24 protein-coding genes and 1 tRNA gene are annotated in these 24,832 nt (G+C 59.8%); 18 read left to right on the top strand and 7 right to left on the bottom strand.

Features of this window, described 5'->3' with window-relative positions:
- Positions 1–39: 39 nt before the first annotated feature.
- The 9 genes from infC (at position 40) to AACH39_RS05485 (ending at position 6,715) form a co-directional block, all read left to right on the top strand.
- Positions 40–558, top strand: a complete 519-nt coding sequence (gene infC, locus AACH39_RS05525; RefSeq protein WP_215782665.1) for a translation initiation factor IF-3 — start codon at positions 40–42, stop codon at positions 556–558.
- A gap of 157 nt (positions 559–715) precedes the next feature.
- Complete coding sequence (rpmI, locus tag AACH39_RS05520) at positions 716–913, top strand: 50S ribosomal protein L35 (RefSeq protein WP_215781997.1); 198 nt, start codon at positions 716–718, stop codon at positions 911–913.
- A gap of 11 nt (positions 914–924) precedes the next feature.
- Positions 925–1,284, top strand: coding sequence for a 50S ribosomal protein L20 (gene rplT / locus AACH39_RS05515; RefSeq protein WP_133680318.1), 360 nt, complete (start codon positions 925–927; stop codon positions 1,282–1,284).
- Positions 1,285–1,411: 127 nt separating this feature from the next.
- Entirely contained in the window at positions 1,412–2,395 is a 984-nt protein-coding gene (pheS, locus tag AACH39_RS05510) for a phenylalanine--tRNA ligase subunit alpha (RefSeq protein WP_215781998.1), read from the top strand.
- A 19-nt stretch (positions 2,396–2,414) separates the two neighbouring features.
- The gene (gene pheT / locus AACH39_RS05505) at positions 2,415–4,775 is read left to right on the top strand and encodes a phenylalanine--tRNA ligase subunit beta (protein ID WP_215781999.1); all 2,361 of its coding nucleotides are present in this window, start codon (positions 2,415–2,417) and stop codon (positions 4,773–4,775) included.
- 66 nt (positions 4,776–4,841) lie between these two features.
- The gene (locus AACH39_RS05500) at positions 4,842–5,144 is read left to right on the top strand and encodes an integration host factor subunit alpha (protein ID WP_215782000.1); all 303 of its coding nucleotides are present in this window, start codon (positions 4,842–4,844) and stop codon (positions 5,142–5,144) included.
- Positions 5,125–5,478, top strand: a complete 354-nt coding sequence (locus AACH39_RS05495) for a MerR family transcriptional regulator (protein ID WP_215782001.1) — start codon at positions 5,125–5,127, stop codon at positions 5,476–5,478. Before AACH39_RS05500 ends, AACH39_RS05495 begins: the two co-directional genes overlap by 20 nt.
- 30 nt (positions 5,479–5,508) lie before the next feature.
- Positions 5,509–5,585: transfer RNA gene (locus AACH39_RS05490), tRNA-Pro, on the top strand.
- A gap of 473 nt (positions 5,586–6,058) precedes the next feature.
- Complete coding sequence (locus AACH39_RS05485; RefSeq protein WP_215782051.1) at positions 6,059–6,715, top strand: HAD-IA family hydrolase; 657 nt, start codon at positions 6,059–6,061, stop codon at positions 6,713–6,715.
- Here AACH39_RS05485 and AACH39_RS05480 read toward each other — a convergent pair.
- Positions 6,703–6,951: a hypothetical protein gene (locus AACH39_RS05480; RefSeq protein WP_215782052.1), complete on the bottom strand. Its 249-nt coding sequence runs from the start codon at positions 6,949–6,951 to the stop codon at positions 6,703–6,705. The two genes, AACH39_RS05485 and AACH39_RS05480, sit on opposite strands and share 13 nt — an antisense overlap.
- 310 nt (positions 6,952–7,261) lie before the next feature.
- On the opposite strand from AACH39_RS05480, the gene AACH39_RS05475 reads away from it, so the two are divergent.
- Positions 7,262–9,067, top strand: a complete 1,806-nt coding sequence (locus tag AACH39_RS05475) for a methyl-accepting chemotaxis protein (RefSeq protein WP_215782053.1) — start codon at positions 7,262–7,264, stop codon at positions 9,065–9,067.
- A 281-nt stretch (positions 9,068–9,348) separates the two neighbouring features.
- On the opposite strand, the gene AACH39_RS05470 is transcribed toward AACH39_RS05475, so the two are convergent.
- Entirely contained in the window at positions 9,349–10,059 is a 711-nt protein-coding gene (locus AACH39_RS05470; RefSeq protein ID WP_338621065.1) for an outer membrane beta-barrel protein, read from the bottom strand.
- 128 nt (positions 10,060–10,187) lie between these two features.
- Entirely contained in the window at positions 10,188–11,561 is a 1,374-nt protein-coding gene (locus AACH39_RS05465; RefSeq protein ID WP_215782055.1) for a tyrosine phenol-lyase, read from the bottom strand.
- A gap of 531 nt (positions 11,562–12,092) precedes the next feature.
- Between AACH39_RS05465 and AACH39_RS05460 the strand changes: the two genes are divergently transcribed.
- The 6 genes from AACH39_RS05460 to AACH39_RS05435 all read left to right on the top strand — a co-directional run bounded on the left by AACH39_RS05460 (position 12,093) and on the right by AACH39_RS05435 (position 17,339).
- Complete coding sequence (locus tag AACH39_RS05460; protein ID WP_338621064.1) at positions 12,093–14,432, top strand: HAMP domain-containing protein; 2,340 nt, start codon at positions 12,093–12,095, stop codon at positions 14,430–14,432.
- Between the two features lie 52 nt (positions 14,433–14,484).
- Positions 14,485–14,853, top strand: a complete 369-nt coding sequence (locus AACH39_RS05455) for a response regulator (protein ID WP_215782057.1) — start codon at positions 14,485–14,487, stop codon at positions 14,851–14,853.
- A 17-nt stretch (positions 14,854–14,870) separates the two neighbouring features.
- Complete coding sequence (locus AACH39_RS05450; RefSeq protein WP_252346197.1) at positions 14,871–15,707, top strand: methyl-accepting chemotaxis protein; 837 nt, start codon at positions 14,871–14,873, stop codon at positions 15,705–15,707.
- Positions 15,704–16,273, top strand: a complete 570-nt coding sequence (locus AACH39_RS05445) for a hypothetical protein (protein WP_215782058.1) — start codon at positions 15,704–15,706, stop codon at positions 16,271–16,273. Before AACH39_RS05450 ends, AACH39_RS05445 begins: the two co-directional genes overlap by 4 nt.
- 242 nt (positions 16,274–16,515) lie before the next feature.
- Positions 16,516–17,049, top strand: coding sequence for a phospholipase D family protein (locus AACH39_RS05440; RefSeq protein WP_215782059.1), 534 nt, complete (start codon positions 16,516–16,518; stop codon positions 17,047–17,049).
- A 95-nt stretch (positions 17,050–17,144) separates the two neighbouring features.
- Positions 17,145–17,339, top strand: a complete 195-nt coding sequence (locus AACH39_RS05435; protein ID WP_215782060.1) for a hypothetical protein — start codon at positions 17,145–17,147, stop codon at positions 17,337–17,339.
- 26 nt (positions 17,340–17,365) lie between these two features.
- On the opposite strand, the gene AACH39_RS05430 is transcribed toward AACH39_RS05435, so the two are convergent.
- A complete protein-coding gene (locus AACH39_RS05430; RefSeq protein ID WP_215782061.1) occupies positions 17,366–17,794 on the bottom strand; it encodes a hypothetical protein in 429 nt (142 codons plus the stop codon).
- A 34-nt stretch (positions 17,795–17,828) separates the two neighbouring features.
- The gene (locus AACH39_RS05425; RefSeq protein ID WP_215782781.1) at positions 17,829–18,200 is read right to left on the bottom strand and encodes a transcriptional regulator; all 372 of its coding nucleotides are present in this window, start codon (positions 18,198–18,200) and stop codon (positions 17,829–17,831) included.
- Between the two features lie 1,031 nt (positions 18,201–19,231).
- Between AACH39_RS05425 and AACH39_RS05420 the strand changes: the two genes are divergently transcribed.
- Positions 19,232–19,672, top strand: coding sequence for a thioesterase family protein (locus AACH39_RS05420; RefSeq protein WP_215782062.1), 441 nt, complete (start codon positions 19,232–19,234; stop codon positions 19,670–19,672).
- Positions 19,673–19,795: 123 nt separating this feature from the next.
- On the top strand, positions 19,796–21,655 hold the full coding sequence (locus AACH39_RS05415; RefSeq protein ID WP_215782063.1) for an ABC transporter ATP-binding protein: 1,860 nt from the start codon (positions 19,796–19,798) through the stop codon (positions 21,653–21,655).
- A gap of 85 nt (positions 21,656–21,740) precedes the next feature.
- Here AACH39_RS05415 and mnmC read toward each other — a convergent pair whose 3' ends face one another.
- Positions 21,741–23,738: a bifunctional tRNA (5-methylaminomethyl-2-thiouridine)(34)-methyltransferase MnmD/FAD-dependent 5-carboxymethylaminomethyl-2-thiouridine(34) oxidoreductase MnmC gene (mnmC, locus tag AACH39_RS05410; protein WP_338621063.1), complete on the bottom strand. Its 1,998-nt coding sequence runs from the start codon at positions 23,736–23,738 to the stop codon at positions 21,741–21,743.
- Positions 23,739–23,783: 45 nt separating this feature from the next.
- A complete protein-coding gene (mnmH, locus tag AACH39_RS05405; RefSeq protein WP_215782065.1) occupies positions 23,784–24,812 on the bottom strand; it encodes a tRNA 2-selenouridine(34) synthase MnmH in 1,029 nt (342 codons plus the stop codon).
- Positions 24,813–24,832 lie beyond the last annotated feature (20 nt).

The following is a 24,832-nucleotide window of genomic DNA, read 5'->3' as shown; positions in this document are numbered from 1 at the left end:
GCGCGGCAAGCGTGATGAATTTTTTGAAGGAGAGCGGACATAGCTCAGGAACGTGAAGCACGGATCAATGGCGAAATTACCGCCCGCGAGATCCGTCTGGTAGGTGTTGAAGGCGAAGCACTTGGCATCGTGAGTCTGCGTGAAGCCATGGCCATGGCGGAAGAGAATGACATCGATCTGGTGGAAATCTCCCCGACGGCGCAGCCCCCGGTCTGCAAGCTGATGGACTACGGCAAGTTCAAGTATGAACAGTCGAAGAAGCGTCACGAAGCCAAGCAGAAGCAGAAGCAGATTCAGGTCAAGGAAATCAAGTTCCGTCCCGGAACCGATGACGGCGACTACCAGGTCAAGCTGCGCAACCTGATCCGCTTCCTGACCGACGGCGACAAGGCCAAGGTGACCTTGCGTTTCCGCGGTCGCGAAATGGCGCACCAGGATATCGGTCTGGCGTTGCTCAAGCGCGTCGAGGCTGATCTGGCCGAAGTCGGGGTCGTCGAGCAGTTTCCGCGCCTCGAAGGCCGACAAATGGTTATGATGATCTCCCCGAAAAAGAAATAATCGGGTATAATCATCGGTTTGACGCGGCGGAGTCTCTCCGCCGGGTTCTTTTGTGGCATGCAAATGCCGCATAAAAAAAGCGTGGCGTAGCGGTTTCAAGTGCCTTCACGGGCCACCCTGCGCCGGATTTATACAATATTCGCAGGAGTTTTTTTCCATGCCGAAAATGAAGACCAAGTCGAGCGCCAAAAAGCGTCTCAACGTTTTGGGCGGCGGCGGTGTAAAGCGTTCCATGGCTTTCAAGCGTCACATCCTGACTAAGAAAACCACCAAGAACAAGCGTCAATTGCGCGGTACGACCATGGTCGATGCCACCAATATGGCTTCTGTTCGCGCAATGCTGCCCTACGCTTAAGGAGTTGAACTATGCCTCGTGTTAAACGCGGTGTCACCGCTCGCGCTCGTCACAAAAAGATTCTCGCCCTTGCCAAGGGTTATCGCGGCCGTCGCAAGAACGTCTATCGCATCGCCAAACAGGCGGTGATGAAGGCCGGCCAGTACGCTTATCGTGACCGTCGTCAGAAAAAGCGTCAGTTCCGTCAACTGTGGATCACCCGTATCAACGCCGCTGCGCGTCTGTCGGGCCTGAGCTACAGCAAGTTCATGAACGGTCTGAAGAAGGCTTCCATCGAAATCGACCGCAAGGTCCTGGCCGATCTGGCTGTTTTCGACAAGCCGGCTTTTGCCCAGATCGTTGAAAAGGCCAAGGCAAGCCTCGCTGCCTAAGCCGATGATGGTCAAGAGGGAGGCAAACTGCCTCCCTTTTTTTATCCTGCCGACACAGAAGCCTGACCCGACCTTTCCCTGACGGGAAGTGTGAGGCCAGTCCTCTTACGCATGCGGTGTGAGATCCATGAAAAACGTGAACGACATTCTCGAGTCCGGCCTGGCGGCAGTTGCTGCCGTCAGTGACCTGATCGAACTGGAACAGGTCAAGGCGCGCTATCTCGGCAAGAGTGGCGAGCTGACCGAACTGCTCAAGCAGCTGGGCCAGTTGCCCGCCGAAGAGCGCAAGGCTGCCGGTGCCACCATCAATGCTGCCAAGCAGGCTTTTGAGGCGCGCCACAACGAGCGGCGCGATGCCCTCAATGCCGAGAAGCTGGCGCGCCAGCTGCAGGCCGATGCCCTGGACGTCACGTTGCCGGGGCGGGGCAGTGCCAGTGGTGGTCTGCATCCGGTCACCCTGACCCTGCAACGCATCACCGAACTGTTTGCCAGCATTGGCTTTGAAGTGGCCGACGGTCCGGAAATCGAAAACGATTTCCATAACTTCCAGGCGCTGAACATCCCGGAAAACCATCCGGCGCGTGCCATGCAGGACACCTTCTATGTCGAGGGCGGTGACGTGCTGCGCACCCACACCTCGCCGATTCAGGTGCGCTACATGCTGAACAACCAGCCGCCGATCAAGATCGTGGCGCCTGGCCGCGTGTTCCGTGTGGATTCCGATGCCACCCATTCGCCGATGTTCCATCAGATGGAAGGTCTGTGGGTCGATGAGGGCGTGAGCTTTGCCGACCTCAAGGCCGTGATGATCGACTTCCTGCGCCGCTTCTTCGAGCGCGATGACCTGCAGGTGCGCTTCCGCCCCTCGTTCTTCCCCTTTACCGAGCCGTCGGCCGAAATCGACGTCCTGGGCGAACGCGGCTGGCTGGAAGTCGGTGGCTGCGGCATGGTGCACCCGAACGTCCTCAAGAATGTCGGCATTGATTCGGAGAAGTACACCGGCTTCGCCTTTGGCATCGGTATCGACCGTTTTGCCATGCTGCGCTACGGGGTGAACGACCTGCGGCTGTTCTTCGAGAACGATCTCAACTTCCTCAAACAATTCAACTGAGCGCGGACGGAGAATCACCATGCAATTTTCCGAACAATGGCTGCGTAGCTGGGTCGATCCGTCCCTCTCCAGCGACGAACTGTCTTACTTGCTGACCATGGCTGGCCTGGAGGTGGAAGAAACCACCCCGGCGGCCCCGGCTTTTTCCGGCGTCGTGGTGGCTGAAGTCAGGGAAGTGGTGCCGCATCCCAATGCCGATCGTCTGCGGGTAACCAAGGTCGATGCCGGTACCGGCGAGCTGATCCAGATCGTCTGCGGTGCACCGAATGTGGCGGTCGGACTGAAGGTGCCCTGCGCCTTGCCGGGCGCCATCCTGCCGGGCGACTTCAAGATCAAGCCGACCAAAATGCGTGGCGAAGTGTCCAACGGCATGCTGTGCTCCGGACGTGAACTCGGCGTGCCGGATGACGTCGACGGCCTGCTGGTGCTGCCGGCCGAGGCTCCCGTCGGGCAGAGCATCCGCGAATACCTGTCGCTGGACGACACCCTGTTTACCCTCAAGATCACGCCGAACCGTGCCGACTGCCTGTCGATTCGCGGTATCGCGCGTGAAGTGGCCGCACTGACCGGTGCCGAGCTGAAACCGGTGGCCATTGCCCCGGTCAAGCCCGCGCATGATGATGCGCTCGCGGTACGCATCGATGCGCCGGCCGCCTGTGGTCGCTACGTCGGCCGCAAGATCAGCGGCATCAATGCCGCTGCCGCGACCCCTGACTGGATGAAGCGTCGTCTGGAGCGCGCCGGCCTGCGTCCGATTTCTGCCGTGGTGGATATCACCAACTACATCCTGCTCGAGCAGGGTCAGCCGATGCATGCCTTCAATGCGGCGGCCATCCGCGGTGGCATTCAGGTGCGCATGGCGCGTCCGGGCGAGCAGCTGCTGTGCCTCAACGACAAAACCGTCGAGCTGGACGACAGCTTCCTGGTGATTGCCGATGAGGCGCGTGCCCTGGCTATCGCCGGCATCATGGGCGGCAAGGAAAGCAGCGTCGATCTCGCGACCCGCGACATCTTCCTGGAAAGCGCCTTCTTTGCACCGGATGCCATTGCCGGTCGTGCGCGCAAGCTGGGCTTCGGCTCCGACTCGTCTTATCGCTACGAGCGCGGTGTCGATTACCAGTTGCAGCATGCTGCCATCGAGCGTGCCACCCAGCTGGTACTGGAAATCTGTGGCGGTACGCCGGGACCGGTTCGTGAAACGGTGGGCGACCTGCCGCACGAGCACGGTGTGCGTGTACGCACCGAGCGGGTCAATCGTCTGCTGGGTGTCCAACTCTCCGCCGAAACCATCGCCGGCATCCTGCGCCGCCTTGGGCTGGACTTTACCACCCTGCCGGATGGCTTTGCCGTCAGCGCGCCCTCGTTCCGTTTCGACATCGCCATCGAAGAAGATCTGATCGAAGAAATCGCACGGGTGCATGGTTATGACGCCATCGGCGCCGACGTGCCGATGGCAGGGCAGCGCATGCTGCCGCTGCCGGAAGAGCGTCGCCCGCGTGATGTCCTGCGCCAGCGGGTTGCCGATCGCGATTATCAGGAAATCATCTCCTACGCCTTCGTCGACGAAGCCTGGGAGCGTGATCTGGCCGGCAATGCCGACCCGGTGCGCCTGATCAACCCGATCGCGGCCCAGATGAGCGTGATGCGCTCCAACTTGTTCGGCGGGCTGATCAATGTGCTGGCCGGCAACCTCAACCGCAAGCAGCCGCGTGTGCGTCTGTTTGAGATCGCCCGCGTGTTCCACAAGCAGGGCGAGCAGGTCGATCAGCCGGAAAAACTGGCGCTGCTGGCCTGGGGTTCGCGTCTGCCGGAGCAGTGGGGTGCCAAGACCGAACGCGTGGACTTCTTCGATCTGAAGGGCGATGTCGAGGCACTGCTGCATCCGCGTCAGGCCAGCTTCCGCAAGGCCAGTCACCCGGCCCTGCACCCCGGTCGTTGCGCCGAGGTGCTGCTGGATGGGCAGGTGATCGGTGTGATCGGCGAGCTGCATCCGCAGTGGGTTCAGGCCTTCGATCTGCCCAGTGCCCCCTTGCTGGCTGAGCTGGATCTGGCCGTGCTGACCCGCGCCGAGCGCATCAGCGCACGTCCGGTGAGCAAGTTCCAGGCAGTGCGCCGTGACCTGGCCCTGCTGGTCGACGATGCCGTCGAAGTCGGTGCGATGCTGCAGAGCTTTGCCGCGGCCTCCGGCGACCTGGTGCAACAGGTGTCGCTGTTCGATGTCTACCGCGGTGCTGGCGTGGAAACGGGCAAGAAGAGCCTGGCGTTCAGTGTGGTGCTGCAGGATCCGGCCAGGACACTGACCGACGAGGAAATCGAAGCGGCCGTGGCCCCGCTGCTGCAGGCCGTGGCAGATCAGCATGGCGCCCAGCTGCGTCTTTGATCTGAGTGCTTGCCGCCGACGTTTCGGTATGTAATATTTTCATGTTGTTGCTTATGAGGGGTAGTCATGACTTTGACCAAAGCCGAGTTGGCTGACCTGTTGTTCGACAAGGTGGGCCTGAACAAGCGTGAGGCTAAGGACATGGTCGAAGCGTTTTTCGAAGAAATTCGCATCGCGCTCGAGTCCGGGGACAGCGTCAAGCTGTCTGGTTTCGGTAATTTCCAGCTGCGCGACAAGCCGCAGCGTCCTGGACGCAACCCCAAGACCGGTGAGGAAATTCCCATCACCGCCCGTCGTGTGGTAACGTTCCATGCTAGCCAGAAACTCAAGGGAATGGTTGAAAAGCACCATGCCGACAAGCAAGGCTGAATTGCCGCCGATCCCGGCCAAGCGTTACTTCACCATCGGTGAGGTCAGCGAACTGGCCGGCGTCAAGACCCACGTGCTGCGTTACTGGGAGCAGGAGTTTTCACAACTGCGCCAGGTCACCCGCCGTGGCAACCGCCGCTACTACCAGCACCATGAGGTGCTGCTGGTGCGGCGCATTCGCGAACTGCTCTACGACGATGGCTTCACCATCCAGGGTGCGCGCCAGCGCCTTGGACAGGATGGCCAGGCACGGACGCCGATTACGGCGCAGGACGTGCGCGCCGAGCTGCAGTCCATCCTCGATTTTTTGGATGCAGGGATTGGCAAAAGCTGATCCGGCCTCTATAATGCGTCCTTCTTGAGTCGGAGTGTGGCGCAGTCCGGTAGCGCACTTGCATGGGGTGCAAGGGGTCGAAGGTTCGAATCCTTTCACTCCGACCAGTTCAAAGCCTTACGTAGCAAACATTTAAGCCCTGTTGCCGCAGGGCTTTTTTGTTGTCTGAAAATCGACTGTGCGAGTTTTGTGCGACTACGGTTTTCTCGCTCATGCCGTTTTTCTCCGCAGGATGGTCGGCGATACCGTTGCCGGTTGTCCGTCTCAAGCACGCGATTCGCCATTTCGACCAGATGCCCGATCTCCGGCGTTGAGTCATGCGTCGTTATGGGACCCTGCAATACCTGCCGATCCTCGAATGGCACGCCAACCGCTGCCGGAAGGTATGTTTCAAGTCGTGCACCCGAATCTCAGCAAAGCCAGGGTTCGCCTTCCGGCCTGTTTCCTCTCCGTACCGCTTGGCCGTCCCTTGGTTGGCTTGGTGCGCCGGGTTGTTGGTTGTCAGGCCTGTCCCTACTGTCATGGCGATAAATATTCAATATGCTAATATCTTATTCGGTGCATATGACAATGTCCGAATATGACTTCCCTGCTGATTCTCGACTGCGATGGTGTGCTGGTAGATAGCGAGCGCATTACTCATCAAGTGTTTGCCGACATGCTGAATGAGCTGGGGCTGGCGGTGACGCTGGAGTACCTGCTGGAACATTTCATCGGCTTGTCGATGCCTCAGTGTCTGGCCAGGGTCGCGGAGATGCTGGGGCATCCGCCGCCGCCGGATTTTGTTGAGCATTATCGTCTGCGCAGCCAGTTGGCCTTGCAGGCCGGGGTCCGCCCGGTTGAGGGGGTGGTCGAGGCGCTGGATCAGATCGAGGTGACGCAGTGCGTTGCTTCGAACGGCTCCTATGGCCGGATGCGAACCACGCTTGGGCTGGCCGGCTTGCTGTTGCGGTTTGAGCGCAGCCTGTTCAGTGGCTGTGACATCGCGCAGCCCAAGCCCGCCCCCGATCTCTATCTTCAGGTTGCGCGCCAGTTTGGCGTGGCACCGCAGGATTGTATCGTTGTCGAAGGGACACCGAGCGGTGTGATGGCGGGACAGGCGGCCGGCATGACCGTGCTGGGCTATGCGGGGTTGATCCCGGCACACCGCCTGCAGGCTGCCGGAGCGCACCAGGTCCTGCATCACATGCAGGCATTGCCATCACTGGTGGCGGCACTCAAGGCTCAGGCAGCCTGAGCGGTATTGGCCTGCATGCAGCAGCGGCAGCGGCCGAAAATGCTCTGACCCTGTTCAATGCGTCGCCAGGTATGGCGATGGTTCCTGATCGTGCGGGCGAGGGCGGCGCGGCGTTCGTTTTCCTGGCCGCGCGTCGGCACACAGTACTCAAAGTCGACACTGATGCCATGTGGACAGCGCACGGTCACCCGCAACAGCTGGCGGGCATGACCCAGTGCAAGACGCTTTTGTTTCATCGATCCGACTCTCCGCCCATAAGCTCGATGGCCTGATTATCCCATGCGCGTAGGTCGCATGGGATGTCCCCCCTCTGATCCGGATCAAATCGGCACGCAATCTTCCGCCGATCTCTGCATTTGCCTCAAGGTTGATAATGGTCAATATTAGTAATTGCTGCTGTTTGCAAGAGGCACTTGAAAAACAGCTGCTTAAAGACCTGTGATCCGTTTTTAATGCACTGGTCATTTTATGAAATATAAGTGACAATCTCAGGCTAGATAAAAATCCCCACAGACAAGACAGTGGGGAGAGATGGGAGAGACTCGCATGGCCTGGTTCTGGCGCCTGTATCAGTGCATCGAAAAGACTTTCTGGAACAGCTTGGGCAAGAAGCTGGCCAGTTTTTTGTTCATCAGTCTGTTTCAGCTCATGTTGACGGTCTATCTCTACTGGCGGCTGGATGATGTCCGCAGCCAGTTGCGTGCGGGTCCGGTCAGCGAAGGTGCCCGCCAGGTGCTGGCCGGCAATGTGGATTCGGTGCTGTTGTGGACCTGGGTCTTCTGGCTGTTCTGCGCCGTCTTCATCGTGCTGCAAATCTGCTACCTGCGTTTTCTGATTGTGCGGCCTTTGCGCATGATCATTACCATCTTCAATGAGATTGGCGACGGCGAGGGTGATCTGTCGCGCAATATCCCGACCGTGACCTTTGATGAAATCCGTGAACTGTCGCTGTCGTATAACCGCTTCGTCACCAAGATGCGCGAAATCATCAGTCACGTTCGCCTGATGTCGGTGCGTATTGCGCTTGATTCGGCCCGCACCGGCAAGAACGTCAGCGAATCGCTGGAGATGGCGCGCGAACAGGCACTGTCTGCCACCCGGGTGCATGAAACCAGCGACGAATCGACCCGTGGCGTCGAGCAACTGACGGTGCAGGCACACGGCATTGCCGAAACCACCGAGACCAATCTGGGCGTGGCCCGCTCGTCCTATGAAGAACTCAATCTGGTCGCTGAACGCATCGGCGTGATCAGCGAGCAGGTCACGCATTTCAATACCACGGTCGAGGATCTCAGCCAGCGTTCCGCCAGCATCAAATCGATTGTCTCCCTGATTCAGGACATTTCCGACCAGACCAATCTTCTGGCGCTGAATGCCGCCATCGAAGCAGCCCGGGCCGGCGAGCAGGGACGGGGTTTTGCTGTTGTGGCCGATGAGGTACGCAAGCTGGCCGAACGGGTGAAGGTGGCGACCAACGAAATTTCCGGCAACATCGAAGGCATGCTGACCCTGGTGGGCAATACCGAAGTGGAAACCGGAGAAATCCGTGCCGGCACCACCGAGGCCAGTCAGGTCGTGTCGCGTGCCTCGGCCAATTTCAGCAGCATGATCGGCGACTTTGAACGTACCGCCGGCAGTCTGGGTGATATGGTCGGGACGCTGGATCGTCTGGCCGACTCCAACCGCCAGATCAACGGACACGTTTCAGAAATCCACTCGCTGGGCGAGCATGTCAAGCAACGCCTGGATCTGACCCAGCAGGCAGCCAACGAACTGGCCGGAGATACCGAGCAGGTGCAGGAACTGGTATCGCGTTTTGTGGTGGGCGAGGGGCCCTTTGACCAGATGGTCAACCGGGTGCGCAGTGCGCGGGATGAGCTGCAGAACCTGCTGACCCGCAGCCAGGCAAACGGTCTGGATATCTTCGACCAGCGTTATCAGCCGATTCCCGGCACCCAGCCACAGAAATACAGCACCAGCTATGACCGTCAGCTGGAGCGTGCCTTGCAGGCGGTGTACGACGCCTGCGCGGCGGAAATCCCTGCCAGCCGCTTCTGTGTCATGACCGACAATCAGGGGTATGCGCCGACCCATATGAGCCGCGCCTCGCAGCCCCAGACCGGTGATCCGGCGCATGATGTCGTGCACAGCCGCGACAAGCGCATTTTCAATGACCCGGCCGGCCTCAAGTCGGCGCGCAATACCAAGCCGTTCCTGCTGCACACCTATTGTCGGGATACGGGTGAAGTGCTGTCGGAGGTCTCCTTGCCTGTGATGGTCAATGGCCGCCACTGGGGGGCGTTGCGTCTCGGATTCGACCCCCTGGCACTGCTGCAGCAAAGCGGACACTGATTGCGCCGCTTGCCATCACGCCCTCGATGGCCGTCGCTTTTTGTCTGACAATCCCCTTCATTTTTGGCCGCGCAGGTCGAAAAGAGGGGGGCGGGGACAGTGCCCGCCCGTCAGCAGACAAGGAGCGAATCATGAAAAGGATCAAGCAAGGTCTGGCCCATGCCGGCCAAACCGGATTTTTCTGGCAATGCAGCGTGGCACTGGTGTGGATGATGTTTTTCTACGGTTGTGCCCATGCCATGGGCTGAGTCAGGTACCGATGGGCCGGATCATCTCCCTGTTCAGAAAGACAGCCCGAGGCCCAGGCTGATGCTGGCCGCTCCCGGGCTGCTCTCCTGACTCTGGGGCGGCATGGTGGAAAAGCCGGGCATCCCCAGGCGCGAGTAACGGTAGTCAATCCCCAGACTGCCATGCAGCCTGTCATTCAGTTGGTAATCGACCCCCACGCCCAGCCGGTAGAGCGGCACACTGCCATTGAGCGCGTCGTTGCCCGGTGCCGCATTTCCCTGATTGCGTCCAAGCAGTGCGCTGCCGGTCAGCTGCCAGTGCGGGGCCAGCTGGTATTGCACCAGCGTCCCCACGCCGTAGTAGTCCACCCCTTGTGACGGCCCGTTGGTGCTGCCGGACTTCTGCCAGGACGCATGGCCCATTTCGGTAAACGGCACCAGCAATAATCCCGGGGTAATCAGCCAGCCCATGCCCAGCCGGCCATGGAAGTGCCTGCTCTGGCTTTCCGTTTGCCAGGGGACGGCCCAGGCCTGCGGGGTGCTGCGTATCCCGGCGGAAAAATAAGTCGGATGTCTGCTGCTGCCGCTCAGTGATGTCAGCTCAACGCCGTGCGCATCGCCGTCCGGTCCGTACGCGTCGGTGCCGCTGATCTGCAGCCACGTCGCCGGAAGCCGCAGGCCGCTGCCCTCGCTGGCTTGCGCCAGGGCGGGGCCGGTCGCACTCAAACAGACTGACAGGCAGACAAGCAGACAGGTGCGCATCATGCATTGCTCCCGCGAAGAGGTTCTGCTTTCAATCTAGGCGGTGCTGGCGGCACAGACAATGTCTCCCCCATGAAAAAAAATGCCCTCCGGCCTGAGCGGGAGGGCACAACGCATGCCAGAGAAAGGAATTACTTCAGCGGTTCAAAACGCGCGGTAAAGAAGCGCAGCAGCTTGGGTTCGTACACCATCTTCAGACCCTTGATCTGGCTGCGGCGCTGATACAGGCTGATGACCGCATCGGCGACATCGTCCAGATGGGCATAGGTGTAGACCCGGCGCGGAATGGTCAGGCGCACCAGCTCCAGCTTGGGCTTGTGATGCTCGCCGGTCAGCTTGTTGCGGCCTGCCGATACGATGCCGCGCTCCATGCTGCGTACCCCGGATTCCAGGTACAGCTCGGCGGCCAGCGCCTGAGCCGGGAATTTTTCCTGATCCAGATGCGACAGGAAGGCACGGGCGTCGAGGAAGACGGCGTGACCGCCTACCGGCCGCACGATCGGCACACCGGCTGCCGTCAGCTTGTCGCCCAGATAGCGGCACTGGGCGATGCGGTGCTCGATATAGTGGAAGTCCACCGACTCTTCAATCCCGCGTGCCATGGCTTCCATGTCACGGCCGGCCATGCCGCCGTAGGAGGGCATGCCTTCGAACAGCACCACGATTTCCGTTGCACGTTGATACAGCTCGTCGTCATTCATGCACAGGAAACCACCAATATTGACCAGGCAGTCTTTCTTGCCGCTCATGGTGCAGCCGTCGGCATAGCTCATCATTTCCTTGAGGATGCTGGCGATGCTGGCGTTCTTGTAGGCTTCTTCGCGTTCCTTGATGAAGTAGGCATTTTCCACGCAGCGGGTGGCATCGAACATTACCGGGATGTTGTGCTGGCTGCACAGCGCTTTCACTTCACGCAGATTCTGCATGCTGACCGGCTGACCACCGGCCAGGTTGACCGTCACGGCCACGCAGACATAAGGAATCTTGTCGGCGCCGACTTTTTCGATCAGTGCCTGCAGCTTCATCACGTCCACATTGCCCTTGAACGGATGTTCGTACTGCGAGTTGTGCGCCTCTTCGATGATGATGTCGACGAAGGAGGCGCCATTGCGCTCCTGGTGAGCCCGGGTTGTCGTGAAGTACATATTGCCCGGCACAAAGTCTCCGTCCTTGATCATCAGGGTCGACAGAATGTTTTCTGCCCCGCGGCCCTGGTGTGTCGGCACGATATGTTTGAAACCGTAGTACTCGCGTACGACTTCCTGCAGGTGAATGAAGTTGCGGCTGCCGGAGTACGCCTCGTCACCCATCATCATGCCGGCCCACTGATTGTCGCTCATGGCCGTGGTGCCGCTGTCGGTCAGCAGGTCGATGCCGACTTGCTCGGACTTGAGCAGGAAGGTGTTGTAGCCCGCTTCCTCGATATGGGCCTGACGCTGTTCGCGCGTGGTGACGGCAAACGGTTCCACAACCTTGATCTTGTACGGTTCGGACGGGTAACGCATGTTGCACTCCTGAGTGAGTTGGTGTTCGGGATGCTTAAATTGTTGCCAACAGTCGGCTTATTCCGTTTGGGTTATGCCAAGGAATCGACGGAAGTGAGCATATCCTGTCCTGCTAACGGATAACAATGGGTTGATAGTTGCCTTGTTGACATTAATCAATGAAACGATGTGCCAATAATCATGAAAAATGGGGCTGAATAAGGAAGTCGAGTCGGCGGGCTTCAGTATTGGTGGGTCTTTGATGGGGATTCAGCGTGTTACGCCGACGCGGCATGTGGTTGTCGCCTTTTTGCTGCAGAGGGGACTGACATGACGGGGTCTGGTTCAGTGAATGACGATGGAGATAAGGAAAACGAGGGATGCGGTGATTCATATCCCTCCGGCAGAAAAAGCGTCACTTTTCTGTCACCAGCCTGCAACGATCAGCGCATAAAGTGCCTTCCAAATTTGGGGCCGATTCGCATGGAATCGCTTTAAAAATCCGAATGTCATAGGTGCCGCGTGAGCATACGAAATCGTATTGCATGGTTGGTGTTGGTCAGCTTTCTGGCCATCCTGTCGATCGGGGGCTATGCCATCTGGCAGGCCGGCGCCAATGCCCGTGCGGTGAAGTCAGTCACGGAAGGGGCCGTGCCCAGTGCGCTGGCCTCGGCCGATCTGGTCTCCGCACTGAAGGATGTTCAGCTAGCCACCATGAATGTGTTGCAGGCGACAGATGCACGGCTGTTGGGGCAGGCTCAGACCACCCTCGGTGACAGCGAGCAATTGCTACGGACACAGCTGGCATTGCAGGGGCGTCTGGCCAGCAATGCCATCCAGCATGGTCTGGTACAACAAGCTGCTGAAGTGCTCGACAGTTACTTCGATTCCATTGCCGATGCGGTCAGGCTCAAGCTCGCCGGTCAGAATGACATGGCCAATGCCACCTTTGCCGCCAGTGTGCTGCAATATCAGGACAATCTGCAGCAAATCGTCAGCACCCTGCGAGTAGAAAAGAACCGCAGCAAGGACGAAGCGATCCAGGCCCTCAATCAGAGTCTGGCAGGCACTGCGGCGACCTTGTCCCTGGTGACGCTGGTGACGCTGCTGGGACTGGGCTTGCTCGGCTGGCTGTTGTACCGGCAGATCGTGCGGCCGATCAGCAGCATGCAGCGCACCATGAGCGAGATTGCCCAAAGTCAGGATTTTTCCCGCCGCGTGCCGGTGGAACAGCAGGACGAAATCGGCAAATCCGTGCAGGCCTTCAATGCCATGGTGGCGCAGATCGAGTCCAGCACCGCACTGGTGCGTCAGAAGACCCATGACATTCAGGCCATGTTGCAGAACATCCCGCAGGGGATTCTGACCCTGGTGGAGGGGCATCGGGTGCACCCGGAATATTCTGCCCATCTGGAAACCATCCTCGCCACGCGCCACATCGCCGGGCGCGACATTCTGGACCTGCTGTTCCGCGGCAGCCATCTCGGCGCCGACATCCTGTCCCAGCTGGAGGCCGCCATGGCTTCCTGCATCGGCGAAGACAGCATGAATTTCGATTTCAACCGTCATCTTCTGGTCGGGGAGCTGGAAAGGGCGTTGCCGGATGGTCGCAAGCAGGTGCTGGATTTGAGCTGGTCGGCGATTTGCGATGACGACGACAGGGTCCAGAGACTGATGCTGTGCGTGCGGGATGTGACCGAGTTGCGCGCGCTGGCAGCGGAGGCGCATCAGCAAAAGCGCGAGCTGGCCATCATTGGTGAAATTCTGGCCGTCAGCCAGGAGAAATTCCATGAGTTCATTACCAGCGCCATCCGTTTTATCGGCGAGAACGAACAACTGATTCGCCAGAGTCCGCACGGAGAGGCCGAGGTCATTGCCCAGTTGTTCCGCAATATGCACACCATCAAGGGGAATGCCCGTACCTATGGGCTGACTCATCTGACACAGACCGTGCATCAGGCCGAGCAGCGCTATGAGCAACTGCGTCAGCCGCAGCCGGCGATTGCCTGGGATACGCCGCAATTGCTGGACGAACTGGCCCAGGTCCGTTCTCTGGTCGAACACTACGCCCATATCAACGAGGTGTCGCTGGGGCGCAAGGGGCCGGGTCGGCGGGGGAGTGCCGAGCGTTATCTGCTGGTGGAGCGCGAACAGATCCAGGAAACGCTGGCACGGCTGGAGTCGGTCAACACGGGCAATCTGCATGAGCTGATTGCCGTGCACCAGGCCGTGCATCAACTGCTCAATCGCATGGGGACCGAGTCCCTGCAGGATATATTGTCCGGGGTGCTGTCCTCCCTGCCTTCGCTGGCGGAAGAGTTGGGCAAGCTGCCGCCGCAGGTGCTGCTGCAGGATAACGGCTATGTGCTGCGCAGCCAGATCGCCGGCACCCTGAAAAACGTCTTCATGCATCTGCTGCGCAACGCGGTCGATCATGGCCTGGAAACCGCGCAGGAGCGGCAGGCGCTGCATAAGCCGGCACAAGGAACCATTCGAATTCAAGTGAACAAGACGGGTGACCATCTGGTGCTGCGTCTGAGTGATGATGGCCGGGGTCTGGCGCTGGGGCGGATCCGCGAGCGCGCCATCGAGCAGGGGCTGATCGCCCGGGATGCCGCGCTCGATGATGAGGCTGTCGCCAGCTTGGTTTTCCGTCCTGGTTTTTCTACCGCCAGTCAGCTCAGCGAAGTGTCCGGACGCGGGGTGGGCATGGATGCGGTTCAGTCGTTTATCAAACGTGAGAATGGCCAGATCTGCCTGCGCTTCCTGGATCAGGAAGCCGGCGCGGATTTTCGCCGCTTCGAGACGGTGGTCACCTTGCCTGCGGCACTGGCGGTGCAGGTGGAGATCCGTGAAAACAAACTCGTCGAGCATCCGCAGGCCATCGCCTGATCTCGGCGCAGACAGACACACTTTTGCACCGAGATGGTGAGAGGAAACGAAAATGGCACAAGTATTGATGGTGGATGATTCCAGTGCGGTACGTAACGAAGTCTGTGATTTTCTCAAGGCCAATGGCCTGACGGTGATTCCGGCCGTGGACGGCAGGGACGGGCTGGAGAAGTTGCGTGCCAATCCGGGCATCAGGCTGGTGGTCAGTGATGTCAACATGCCGAATATGGATGGCCTGACCATGGCGGAAAAGATCCGTCAGGAGCTGAAAAACATGGCGGTCAACGTGATCATGCTGACGACGGAAAACAGTCCGGCGATGAAGGAGCGTGGCAAGGCTGCCGGGGTTCGGGGCTGGATCGTGAAGCCATTCAATGGCGCGGCGGTACTGGCTACCTTCAAGAAGCTGGTCGCCGAGTAATCGGCAGCAACGCATGTGTGTCGCCCCGCCAGGTCTGGCCGGGGCGTTTGTCTGAAAGCGCGGGCGGAATGGATGGCGTGATGGCGGGGATCGTGGTGTTGGTTGTACTGGTGACGGGTTTGATCATGTTGTGCCTATGGCTGCGGCAGCGGGTGCGCCGGCTGACACTGGATCTGTTGCAGCAGGGGCAGGAAGTGGCGATGCTGCACAGTCAGGCGTCAGGGCAGGCGCTGGATGCACACAGGTTGGCGGACTTGCAGGCACAGATCGATCAATTGCAGACCGAGAACTCGCGTCTGTCTCTGGCCCTGCAGCAAAGCGAAGCCGCCTTGCCTGCGCATTGCGAGTCGGCGCGCAGCGAGGCCATGCTGGCGGCAGACAAGGCCTGGGCAGCGCGCTACGCGCAATGGCAGCAATCTTTGCAGGACGAGCAGCGGGCCCTGGCCGAGGAGATGTCGCGCTTGCTCGGCCTGGTGCAGACCATTGAGCGCTGGCATGAAGAGATGCAGGCCATCCTGGTGAACAATCAGCGATTACGTGAGCAAAATGAGCGTTTTGCCTCCATCGTCAAGAGTGTTGTCATGCTGGCGCTGAATGCGGCGATCGAGGCGGCGCGTGCGGGTGAGCAGGGGCGGGGCTTTGCCGTGGTGGCGGATGGTGTGCGTGATCTGGCACTCAATGCCGGCGTCCTGTCCGGCGAGTACAAGAAGAACCTGGAGCGCAATGATCTGGTGACCACCACGACCTTTCAGGATCTGCAGGCCAGCGGGAAGATGATCCGTACCGCGGTGTTCAGTCTGCAAAGTGCCAGCGACAGCCTGTTTGGCAAGCTGCATGCCGAGGTTGCGGCATGATCACGGCGGCCACCAGAACATCACTTGATCAGCTTTATCAGCAGGCCTTGCAGGATGGCTGCCGGGTCGATCTGTCTGATTCCTGCGTGGTGACTTCCTGCGACCCCGCGCAACAGATCGCGACGGCGCCCGGCCAGGCGCTGATCCTGCTGAATATCTCCAGCTATCAGTTCCGCCTGCTGCATCTGTTCCACTTTGAAGACAGCGAGGAAATGGCGTGCTGTCTCGGTCGTCTGCTTCGCAGCGCCGAGCCCCCGCGCGGCCAGGACCTGCTGGATGCGTATGGCGAAGTGGCCAACATGATTTGCGGCGCGGTCAATCGCGCGCTGTGCGTGCCTTTTCATCATGTTGGCATGTCGACGCCGCTGATATTGGGTAGCGCCTGTCTGCGGCATCTGGACATGTTGTCGCTGTCCCTGCAGCGCCACTACCAGGCACAGATCGGTCCTGGCTGTCACCTGTCGCTGACGGTTGGTCTGATGCTGACACCTGGTAGCCAGTTTGATTATCAATTTGAGAGACAGCACGCCCTGGAAGAGCAGGCCGGCGAACTGGCGTTGTTCTGAGTGATTTCAGGTGCATGCTGTGCTTTGGGATGGTCAATTTTTTATGCAATTTTGATGAGGCGCTACCTAACATGCAGCATGTCCCGCACGAGGAGAATGCAGCATGAAACAACGTATCGGTGGTTTCTGGATTTTGCTGACCGTTGGCCTGGCGGCCCATGTGATGATCATTTCGATTGCGGTGGAGCACTGGTAAGCAGGGCCGTCGTGCCGCTATCATGGCGCTTTTCTCTGGGGATGCCATGAAGCGGTTCTTGTTGCTGTTTGTTTTTATTGCCCATTCTGCCCTGGCGGCAACACCGATCCCGGCCGGCGCTGCCTATGACCTGGGGTTTTCACCTGGCGGCAGTTCGCTGAAAGTGGTGCAAAAGGGCGTTGACAGTGCGCAACAGGAGATTCTGGTGGCTGCCTATGGCTTTACCAGCAAACCGATTGCCCAGTCTCTGCTGGCAGCGGCGAAGCGCGGGGTCAAAGTCTGGGTGGTCGCGGATCGCAAGGCTAATCAGCCGGCCCGGGACGGGAAATTCACCGCCCTTTCCATGCTGGTGCAGCGCGGCATTCCGGTTCGCCTGAATGGCAACTATGCCATTCATCATCACAAATTCATGGTGATCGATGGCAAGACCGTTGAAACCGGCTCGTTTAACTACAGTCAGGCGGCGGTCAAGGCCAATGCGGAAAATGTCCTGCTGCTCTGGAACGTGCCGTCTCTGGCTGCGGATTACCGGCGTGAATGGCAGCGCCTGTGGGCCGAGAGTCAGCCAATGCAGCCTTGATGCGACGCTGGATGTTTTGCAATCGATTTGACCGTGCTCAGAACAGGGCATATTGCATGGGCATAATCTGATCCTCTGTGTTTCAGGAGCCCATCATGCAATTGTCGCAAATCAATCCCGAAACCGCCCGAGAGCTGCTCAGGTTATCTGTCGAGGCGGGCTCTGATCCGGACACCTGCATTCCGGATCGTTACCGTTGCTTCTTTGTCGCCAGCCGCCATGGCTGGCGGCTGAGTGATGATGCCTTTGACGCCATCATGCAGGTGCAGGGCATCCACTTTCACCATTGACCGGGTGCAGGGCCGACGGCTCCGCGTCACCGGCCCGTTCCCCATCCCCCGAATTCGCCCCGCTCGCGGATCTCCGCCTCTGCCTGGCGAATGGCCGGCACCAAGAGCGGAACGTCATGGAGCAGCGTCCCCGGCGCGACGCCCAGGTCGATGTATTGCTTCAGCAAGGGGTGGATGGTCGCCAGCAGTTGCCAGCGGGCCAGCGCGCGCCCCTGTACCTGCGGGTCTGTTGTCTGGCTGTAGCGGCGCGTGGCTTCGATGGCGCGTTGCAGCGAGGCAAAGCCGGAAATCAGCGAGCGCAGCGTCGACAGCACTTCAGCGTCCAGCCGCTCTGCAGCGACCGAAGATGAGGATGGAATCGGGTCAAACATGCTATGGAAAAATGAATTGGCGGGCTGCAGAACAGCCTCTGCCTCGTTTTCAACATTCAGTCGGATCGGATGGCTGGCAGACATCGGGTGAGATCCCCGATGCAAGGGCAGGGCATGATCAGTTCGGCTGATTCAACAGTTCTTCTGCGGCGGCGGACAGCAAGGCCGCTTCACGCGCCAGATTCTCACTGGCACGCAGCAGTTTCTGGATACGCTCCACATTGGCACGCATGGCGGTGCTGTCCAGCTCGCCGCTGGCAATCGCTTTGACGACCGGGGCATTTTCTTCCGTGATGCCGTCGAGCTTGATGCCCAGCTGATAGCGCAGGCGCAGCAATTCCATCACCGGCTTGGGGATGCGTCGGTCATTTTCATAACGAGAGCCGCCTGACTGGGTGACGCCGATGGCGCTCCAGAATTCCTGTTGATTCAGATCCAGCTGGACGCGCAAGGCACGGGGATCGAAAGAGACGTTGTTTTCCGAACTCATGGGGGTAGACCTCATTCTGGATTAACTGCTTTTTTTTTAATGATTATTCACCCACCAGGTGGTGCTTTTTTTGTGCACGCATCCATGGGAGGTTGTTTCGCTCGGTGCATATCCTATATCGACTTAATACGATGTGTAATTATGTTTCAAGGATAATGAGGGCAGGTTGTTGCAAATGCGCTATATCTAGTTGTAATGATGCTTTTGGCATCGATCTTTAGTGGCTTTATATGACTATGGTATGGAGGCGGGAGGAGGTGACCCTGCAGGTCACCTCTTGGTCTGGAATCAATCAGAAAACATCTTCACAACGTTCTGCGAGAAATCGGGCATCGTCTCGATCATGGGCACGCTGCCTGACTTTTTGCTGCCTGGACCTTTCCGTTTCGTTGAGCTGCGGCTTGGCCACAGCGTACAGAAAACTTTCATGCTGGTCGCGCGCCTGTTTGCGACGCACACTGAGGGGGATACGCGAAATCATCCTGGTACCTCACTGTCGGTTGATTGCCTACTACAGCCCCAAACGCCGGTACAAAGGGTACCGGAGACCATCCGGACAGGCAGCACCTTGCGCTGCAACATGACACGGTCGGTCAGTCAATAGATAAAGTGACTCGTTTTTTCTCATTTGTAAAGCGGGAATTTCTGTCCGAACGGCAAATGTTGTGTTTACTGTGCAGTTCACTCCAATATCATGATTGATATACTTGATCATAGTTGGTTTGTAAGACAAAACCATGACAATCGGGAGGTGCTGCGGGGGGGCCGGACAGACGACCTGCTGCTTTGAAATTAGCAGGATTTTCCGTGGGTGACAAAGGCGGTCAGGCAAAAAAAAGGAGCCCCTTGTAGGGGGCTCTGAATTGCACCTTCGCTCAGGAGACCGGGAGTGTCGACTCCCGGTCATATCAAGGCAGCGCAGAGCGCTGCCTGACCTGGCGTCAGTATGCGCTGAGGGCTCTGAAAGAACCATACGGTTTATTGAGCGTTTGTTTGACGAAGTGTGACTAAATGTTTCTTGGACGGAAGGTATGGAAAAACATTATCCGGAAATCGGCCGCAAACTCATCCCCATGCGCTGGGGAGACATGGATGCCATTGGTCATCTCAACAATACCTACTACTTCCGCTATCTCGAGCAAGTACGGGTCGAGTGGCTGGACAATATCGGGCAGGGCATCCGGCCGGGAGAGAGCGGACCGGTCATCGCCGCCACCTCCTGCACCTTCCGTCGCCAGATGAGCTATCCGGCTACGGTCGAGATCACCCTCGAACTGGAGCGCCTGGGGCGCAGCAGTATCACCCTGCGGCATCATTTTTACGTGCAGGGCGATCCGGAAACGGTCTATGCCTATGGGGATGTCACCCTGGTGTGGGTGAATTATCAGACCGGACAGCCGGTGGCTCTGCCCGAGGTGATCCGCCAGGTGCTGGCGCCGCAAGTGGCGGAGTTGGAGAAAATGTCAGTCTGATCAATGGTTTAGTGCTTGTCAGATTCCGCCTGCTTGCGCGCTTGGTCTGAATAGGCTAATGTCATCACCCCTATTAACCCCTCGGTCTGGCGCCTTGCGGCGCCTGCGACAGGAGCGATCTTTATGTTTTCCTGGTTTGAACGCCGGGTGAATCCCTATCCGGATTCTCCGCCTCCCCAGCCGCCCGCCGGCTTCTTCAGTTTTATCTGGTTCTGCACGCGCAGCATGCGTGGCCTGATCGTCTGCATGACCTTGCTGACTGCCACCATCGGTGCCTTCGAGGCACTGCTGTTTGCCATGCTCGGTTCGGTCGTCGACTGGCTGTCCCGCGTGCCGGCTGCCCAGCTCTGGCAGCACGAGCGCAGCAATCTGCTGCTGCTGGCTGCCATCCTGCTCGGCAGTCCCCTGCTGGTGGCCCTGCAGGCCATGTGCAAATACCAGGGCTTGTTCAGCAATTTTCCCATGCGCCTGCGCTGGCAGTTCCATCGCCATCTGCTCGGGCAGAGTATGAGTTTTTATCAGGATGAGTTTGCCGGACGGGTGTCGGCCAAGGTGATGCAAACCGCCCTCGCCGTGCGCGATACGGTGATGATCATTACCGATATTCTGGTCTTCGTGCTGATCTATTTCGTCACCATGATCGCGGTGGTCGGGCACTTCGATACCATGCTGCTCTGGCCCTTCCTCGGCTGGCTGCTGCTGTATGTGCTGACGCTGGCCTATTTCGTGCCGCGACTGGGCCAGGCGGCCACCCTGCAGGCCGATGCCCGCAGCCTGATGACCGGGCGCATCACCGATGCCTACACCAATATCGCGACGGTGAAGCTGTTTTCCCATGGTCAGCGCGAAGCGCGTTTTGCCCGCAGTGCCATGCAGGAGTTCATGCGTACCGCCTACCGTCAGATGCGTCTGGTGAGCGGGTTTGAAATCGTCAATCAGATGACCAGCATGCTGCTGATTGCCGTTACCTCGGGCGTGGCGCTGTGGTTGTGGATGCAGGGTCAGGTCGGCATTGGCGCAGTGGCCGCTGCCACGGCCATGGCGCTGCGGCTCAACGGGATTTCTCACTGGATCATGTGGGAGATGTCCAGCCTGTTCGAGAACATCGGTACGGTGCAGGACGGCATTGTCACTCTGTCGCGCAAGGTTGCCATCAGCGACCAGCCTGATGCCCCGGCCCTGCAGGTCAAACGTGGTGAAATTCGTTTCGAGCAGGTGGATTTCGGCTATGGCAGCGACAAGATGGTGATTGCCGGGCTGAACCTGACCATCCGCCCCGGCGAGAAAATCGGCCTGGTCGGCCGCTCCGGCGCCGGCAAGTCGACCATCGTCAATCTGTTGCTGCGCTTTTATGATGCCGACGGCGGTCGCATCCTGATCGACGGTCAGGACATCCGCAGCGTGCGCCAGGACAGCTTGCGCGCCCAGGTGGGCATGGTGACCCAGGATACCTCGCTGCTGCATCGCTCGGTGCGGGAAAACCTGTTGTATGGCCGGCCAGATGCCGGTGATGAGGACATGATCGCTGCGGCACGTCGTGCCGAGGCACATGACTTCATCCTGACACTGACCGACCCCAAGGGGCGCTGCGGTTACGATGCGCACGTCGGCGAACGCGGCGTCAAGCTGTCCGGTGGCCAGCGTCAGCGTATCGCCATTGCGCGCGTCATGCTGAAAGATGCCCCGATCCTGCTGCTGGACGAAGCCACCAGTGCGCTGGATTCCGAGGTCGAAGCCGCCATCCAGAGCAGTCTGTATCGGCTGATGGAGGGCAAGACCGTGGTGGCCATTGCACACCGCCTGTCGACCATTGCTGCCATGGATCGTTTGATCGTGCTCGATCGCGGTCAGGTGGTGGAGGAGGGCAGCCATCAGCAGTTGCTGGCTCGGGGTGGTTTGTATGCCCGTCTGTGGGCGCATCAGAGTGGCGGCTTCCTGGGCGAGGACGAGGAAGAGGAAAGTCCGGCCGGCCAGATGGGCTGAACGGCGAAGTCATCGCCGTTCATGACAAAACGCCCCCCACCTTCAGCGGTGGGGGGCGTTTTCATTGGTCGGGCGGCGAGGGCGTTTACTCGTATTCGTTCGGGTTCAGCTTGCCGCGCATCAGGTTGCGCAACAGGAAGCGATTGGGGTGCACGGCCTGCATCAGCGATTGCGGCAGCGGGGCCGGTTCGCCGCAAATCTGCGCGGCCAGGATTTCGCCCGACAGCGGCGCGGTGATCATGCCGCGTGAACCATGCGCCGTGTTGACATACAGCCCGGTTGCCCAGGGCGTCGGGTGCTCCAGCTTGAGCGATGCATCCAGGGCCAGACTGGCATAGGTGCGGACAAATTCGCGCAGCGGTGCGACCGGGCCGATCAGCGGCAGGTAGTCCGGGCTGGTGCAGCGCCAGGCGGCGCGACCGGCGAGCCGGGTGAGGTCCAGCGTGTCGGCCTGGCAGGCCTGATGCAAGGCTGGCGCCATGTCGCGCAGCATCGCCAGATTCTCCTGATGCTCCTCGGCGGTCAGCTGCAAGTGCTCGACGTTGAACTTGAAGCTGGCGCCGAGCGTGTGCTGTCCCCGGTGTGCCGGCGCCACATAACCTTCGTGGCACAGCACCGTCCGCAATGACTGGCTTTCTGCCGTGGCAGGCAAGTGTGTGACCTGGCCGCGAATCCGCTTGAGTGGCAGATGGCTGGTGCTGTCAAAGGCGGCACTTTCCGCCGCACCGGCCAGAATGACCACTGAGCCCAGGGCAACGGCACCGTTCTCGCCGCTCACCACCCAGAGATCATTGTCTGCATTGCGAGACAGCTCCAGCACCGAGGTATCGGTGGTGACGCGGATATTCGGATGAGCGCTCAGCGTGTTGGCCAGTGCTGCCGGATGCAGCCAGCCGGCATGCGGGAAAAACAATCCGCCCTGAGGGAGTGCCACACCGGCCCGTTCGCTGGCCGCCGCGCGATCCAGCCATTCCACCCAGCCGTCGGCCAGTCCGCTGTTGATCAGGGCGTGCTGTTTTTTCCGCTCGTCTTCGTCGACCGGCAGTTGCAGCACGCCGCAGGGCTGCCAGGCATCCGGCTGCCCGGCAAACAACTGCTGCAAGAGCGTCAGCGAATAGCGATAGCCGGCCAGTACCAGCTGGGTCAGCGGGGTGGCATGCGGCGACAGGCGCGCATACAGGATGCCCTGCTCATTGCCGGATCCTTCTCTGGCCAGCGCCGGGTGACGCTCGATCAGCGTGACCTGCCAGCCGCGGCGCGCCAGACTCCAGGCACTGGCCGCGCCGGCTACCCCGCCACCGACCACCACGGCATGGCGTTCTTGTGCTTCGGGGCGGGGCGGATGGCTGTACCAGGGGGCTTTCCACGGTCTGGCGGATGATCCTGCCTGATAGACGCCACGACTCATCTCGCGCTTGCTGCCATGGCCGGGAACCTTCTCGACAGCGAAACCGGCTGCCTGCAAGCCGCGCCGGACAAAGCCCGCACTGGTGAAGGTAGCGAAACTGGCCCGGTCTGCCGACAAGTTCGCCATGGTCAGGAACAGTTCGTCCGACCACATCTGCGGGTTCTTGGCCGGCGAGAAGCCGTCGAGAAACCAGGCATCGATACTGCCGTCAACCTGCTGCAGGCTTTCCGTGGCATCGCCGATGATCAGTGTCAGACTGATCCGGCCCTCATCGAACAGGAAACGGTGCCAGCCCGGCGGCAGAATGCCGTACTGCGCACACAAGGCACCGGCCTCATCGGCCAGCTCGGGCCACAGCGCCAGTGCCCGGCGCAAATCAGACGCCGACAGCGGGAATTTCTCCACCGATACATAGGCCAGGCGTGCCCCAGCGGGGGCATGCCGGCGGAAGCACTGCCAGGCACAGAGGAAATTCAGTCCGGTACCGAAACCGGTTTCGCCAATGCTGAACAGCTGGTTGTCTTCGAGTGCGGCAAAGCGTTGCGGCAGGTCGTTGCCGTCGATGAATACGTGCCGGGTCTCATCCAGTCCGCTGTCGCGCGAGAAATACACATCGCCGAAAGCTGTGGAGAAGGGCAGCCCTTCAGGCCAGTCGAGTTGGGCAGTAGTGGTCATGACAATGAGGTGAAAAAGGGTGGCAAATTCATCGGAATAACTGGTCTATAGCATAGAAGCGGCGCGTTCGAGGGCACTTTCGCTGACATCGGCCAGAGGCAGGCTGCGAGTGTCGGCCACAAAGTGACGGCTGGTAGAACGCTGATACAGCGGGTCGTAGTGTTGCTGCAGCAACTGCTCGACCAGCCGGGCAAACTGGCCGGCCTCGATCATGGCCTGCCAGGCCTGCCACTGCTCGCGCGGATACAGGGCCCGCAGCCGCTCCAGCTGACAGCGCAAATGCAGCGGGTCGCGGGTGAGAAAGTCGTAATCCTGCAGCAGAAACTGCACCCGTTCTGCCAGCGGCACGTCGAGCCGGATGGCCGGCGCACGGTGCATGGCGGCCAGCAGGGCATTGGGCAGCGTGAGGCGACCGATATGGCGGCTTTCGGCTTCGATAAACACCGGCAACGACGGGTCGAAGCGGCACAGCGCCTGGCGCAGAGCACCCTCGAAGGCTTTCTGACCCGGCTGCGGTTCGCCGGGCACCTGGCCCAGTACCGAGCCGCGGTGGCAGGCCAGCCCCTCCAGATCCAGTACCTGACGCTGCTGGCGCGCCAGGGTGGCCAGCAGGCGGCTTTTGCCCGAACCGGTCGGGCCGGTCAGCACGCGGAAGTCCAGGCTGGCCGGTAACTGTTCGAGATCCAGCAAGACCTGCTGGCGATAGGCCTTGTAGCCCTTTTCCAGCTGATGGGCACTCCAGCCGATCTGCCCCATGATCAGTGCCATCGAGGCGGAGCGCTGCCCGCCACGCCAGCAATAGATCAGCGGGCGCCAGGACTTGGGACGGTCGTGGAAATGCTGCTCGATATGCTCGGCAATATGACGCGCCACCAGCGCCGCGCCGACGCGCCGGGCCGCAAAGGGGGATTGCTGACAATACAGTGTCCCGACGCGTGCACGCTCCTCGTCATCGAGTACGGGGCAGTTCATTGCGCCAGGAATATGATCTTCGGCATATTCACTCGGTGAGCGTACGTCGATAATCTCGTCAAATGCGGCGAGCTGTGCTACGGTCGCGACCTTGAAGAACATGGTTTATAAGGGGGCTCAAA

Origin of the sequence: Paludibacterium flexuosum (genome assembly GCF_037076605.1) — a bacterium.
Lineage (GTDB): Bacteria > Pseudomonadota > Gammaproteobacteria > Burkholderiales > Chromobacteriaceae > Paludibacterium.
Note: the sequence above shows the minus strand (reverse complement) of the source record. Positions and strands in the feature narration are given on the sequence as shown.

What these genes read in the sequence shown, in the direction of transcription:
- rpmI (WP_215781997.1), top strand. Translation starts at nt 716, where the DNA reads ATGCCGAAAATGAAGACCAAGTCGAGCGCCAAAAAGCGTCTCAACGTT.
- rplT (WP_133680318.1), top strand. Translation starts at nt 925, where the DNA reads ATGCCTCGTGTTAAACGCGGTGTCACCGCTCGCGCTCGTCACAAAAAG.
- pheS (WP_215781998.1), top strand. Translation starts at nt 1,412, where the DNA reads ATGAAAAACGTGAACGACATTCTCGAGTCCGGCCTGGCGGCAGTTGCT.
- pheT (WP_215781999.1), top strand. Translation starts at nt 2,415, where the DNA reads ATGCAATTTTCCGAACAATGGCTGCGTAGCTGGGTCGATCCGTCCCTC.
- AACH39_RS05500 (WP_215782000.1), top strand. Translation starts at nt 4,842, where the DNA reads ATGACTTTGACCAAAGCCGAGTTGGCTGACCTGTTGTTCGACAAGGTG.
- AACH39_RS05495 (WP_215782001.1), top strand. Translation starts at nt 5,125, where the DNA reads ATGCCGACAAGCAAGGCTGAATTGCCGCCGATCCCGGCCAAGCGTTAC.
- AACH39_RS05485 (WP_215782051.1), top strand. Translation starts at nt 6,059, where the DNA reads ATGACTTCCCTGCTGATTCTCGACTGCGATGGTGTGCTGGTAGATAGC.
- AACH39_RS05480 (WP_215782052.1), bottom strand. Translation starts at nt 6,951, where the DNA reads ATGAAACAAAAGCGTCTTGCACTGGGTCATGCCCGCCAGCTGTTGCGG.
- AACH39_RS05475 (WP_215782053.1), top strand. Translation starts at nt 7,262, where the DNA reads ATGGCCTGGTTCTGGCGCCTGTATCAGTGCATCGAAAAGACTTTCTGG.
- AACH39_RS05470 (WP_338621065.1), bottom strand. Translation starts at nt 10,059, where the DNA reads ATGATGCGCACCTGTCTGCTTGTCTGCCTGTCAGTCTGTTTGAGTGCG.
- AACH39_RS05465 (WP_215782055.1), bottom strand. Translation starts at nt 11,561, where the DNA reads ATGCGTTACCCGTCCGAACCGTACAAGATCAAGGTTGTGGAACCGTTT.
- AACH39_RS05455 (WP_215782057.1), top strand. Translation starts at nt 14,485, where the DNA reads ATGGCACAAGTATTGATGGTGGATGATTCCAGTGCGGTACGTAACGAA.
- AACH39_RS05445 (WP_215782058.1), top strand. Translation starts at nt 15,704, where the DNA reads ATGATCACGGCGGCCACCAGAACATCACTTGATCAGCTTTATCAGCAG.
- AACH39_RS05440 (WP_215782059.1), top strand. Translation starts at nt 16,516, where the DNA reads ATGAAGCGGTTCTTGTTGCTGTTTGTTTTTATTGCCCATTCTGCCCTG.
- AACH39_RS05435 (WP_215782060.1), top strand. Translation starts at nt 17,145, where the DNA reads ATGCAATTGTCGCAAATCAATCCCGAAACCGCCCGAGAGCTGCTCAGG.
- AACH39_RS05430 (WP_215782061.1), bottom strand. Translation starts at nt 17,794, where the DNA reads ATGTCTGCCAGCCATCCGATCCGACTGAATGTTGAAAACGAGGCAGAG.
- AACH39_RS05425 (WP_215782781.1), bottom strand. Translation starts at nt 18,200, where the DNA reads ATGAGTTCGGAAAACAACGTCTCTTTCGATCCCCGTGCCTTGCGCGTC.
- AACH39_RS05420 (WP_215782062.1), top strand. Translation starts at nt 19,232, where the DNA reads ATGGAAAAACATTATCCGGAAATCGGCCGCAAACTCATCCCCATGCGC.
- AACH39_RS05415 (WP_215782063.1), top strand. Translation starts at nt 19,796, where the DNA reads ATGTTTTCCTGGTTTGAACGCCGGGTGAATCCCTATCCGGATTCTCCG.
- mnmC (WP_338621063.1), bottom strand. Translation starts at nt 23,738, where the DNA reads ATGACCACTACTGCCCAACTCGACTGGCCTGAAGGGCTGCCCTTCTCC.
- mnmH (WP_215782065.1), bottom strand. Translation starts at nt 24,812, where the DNA reads ATGTTCTTCAAGGTCGCGACCGTAGCACAGCTCGCCGCATTTGACGAG.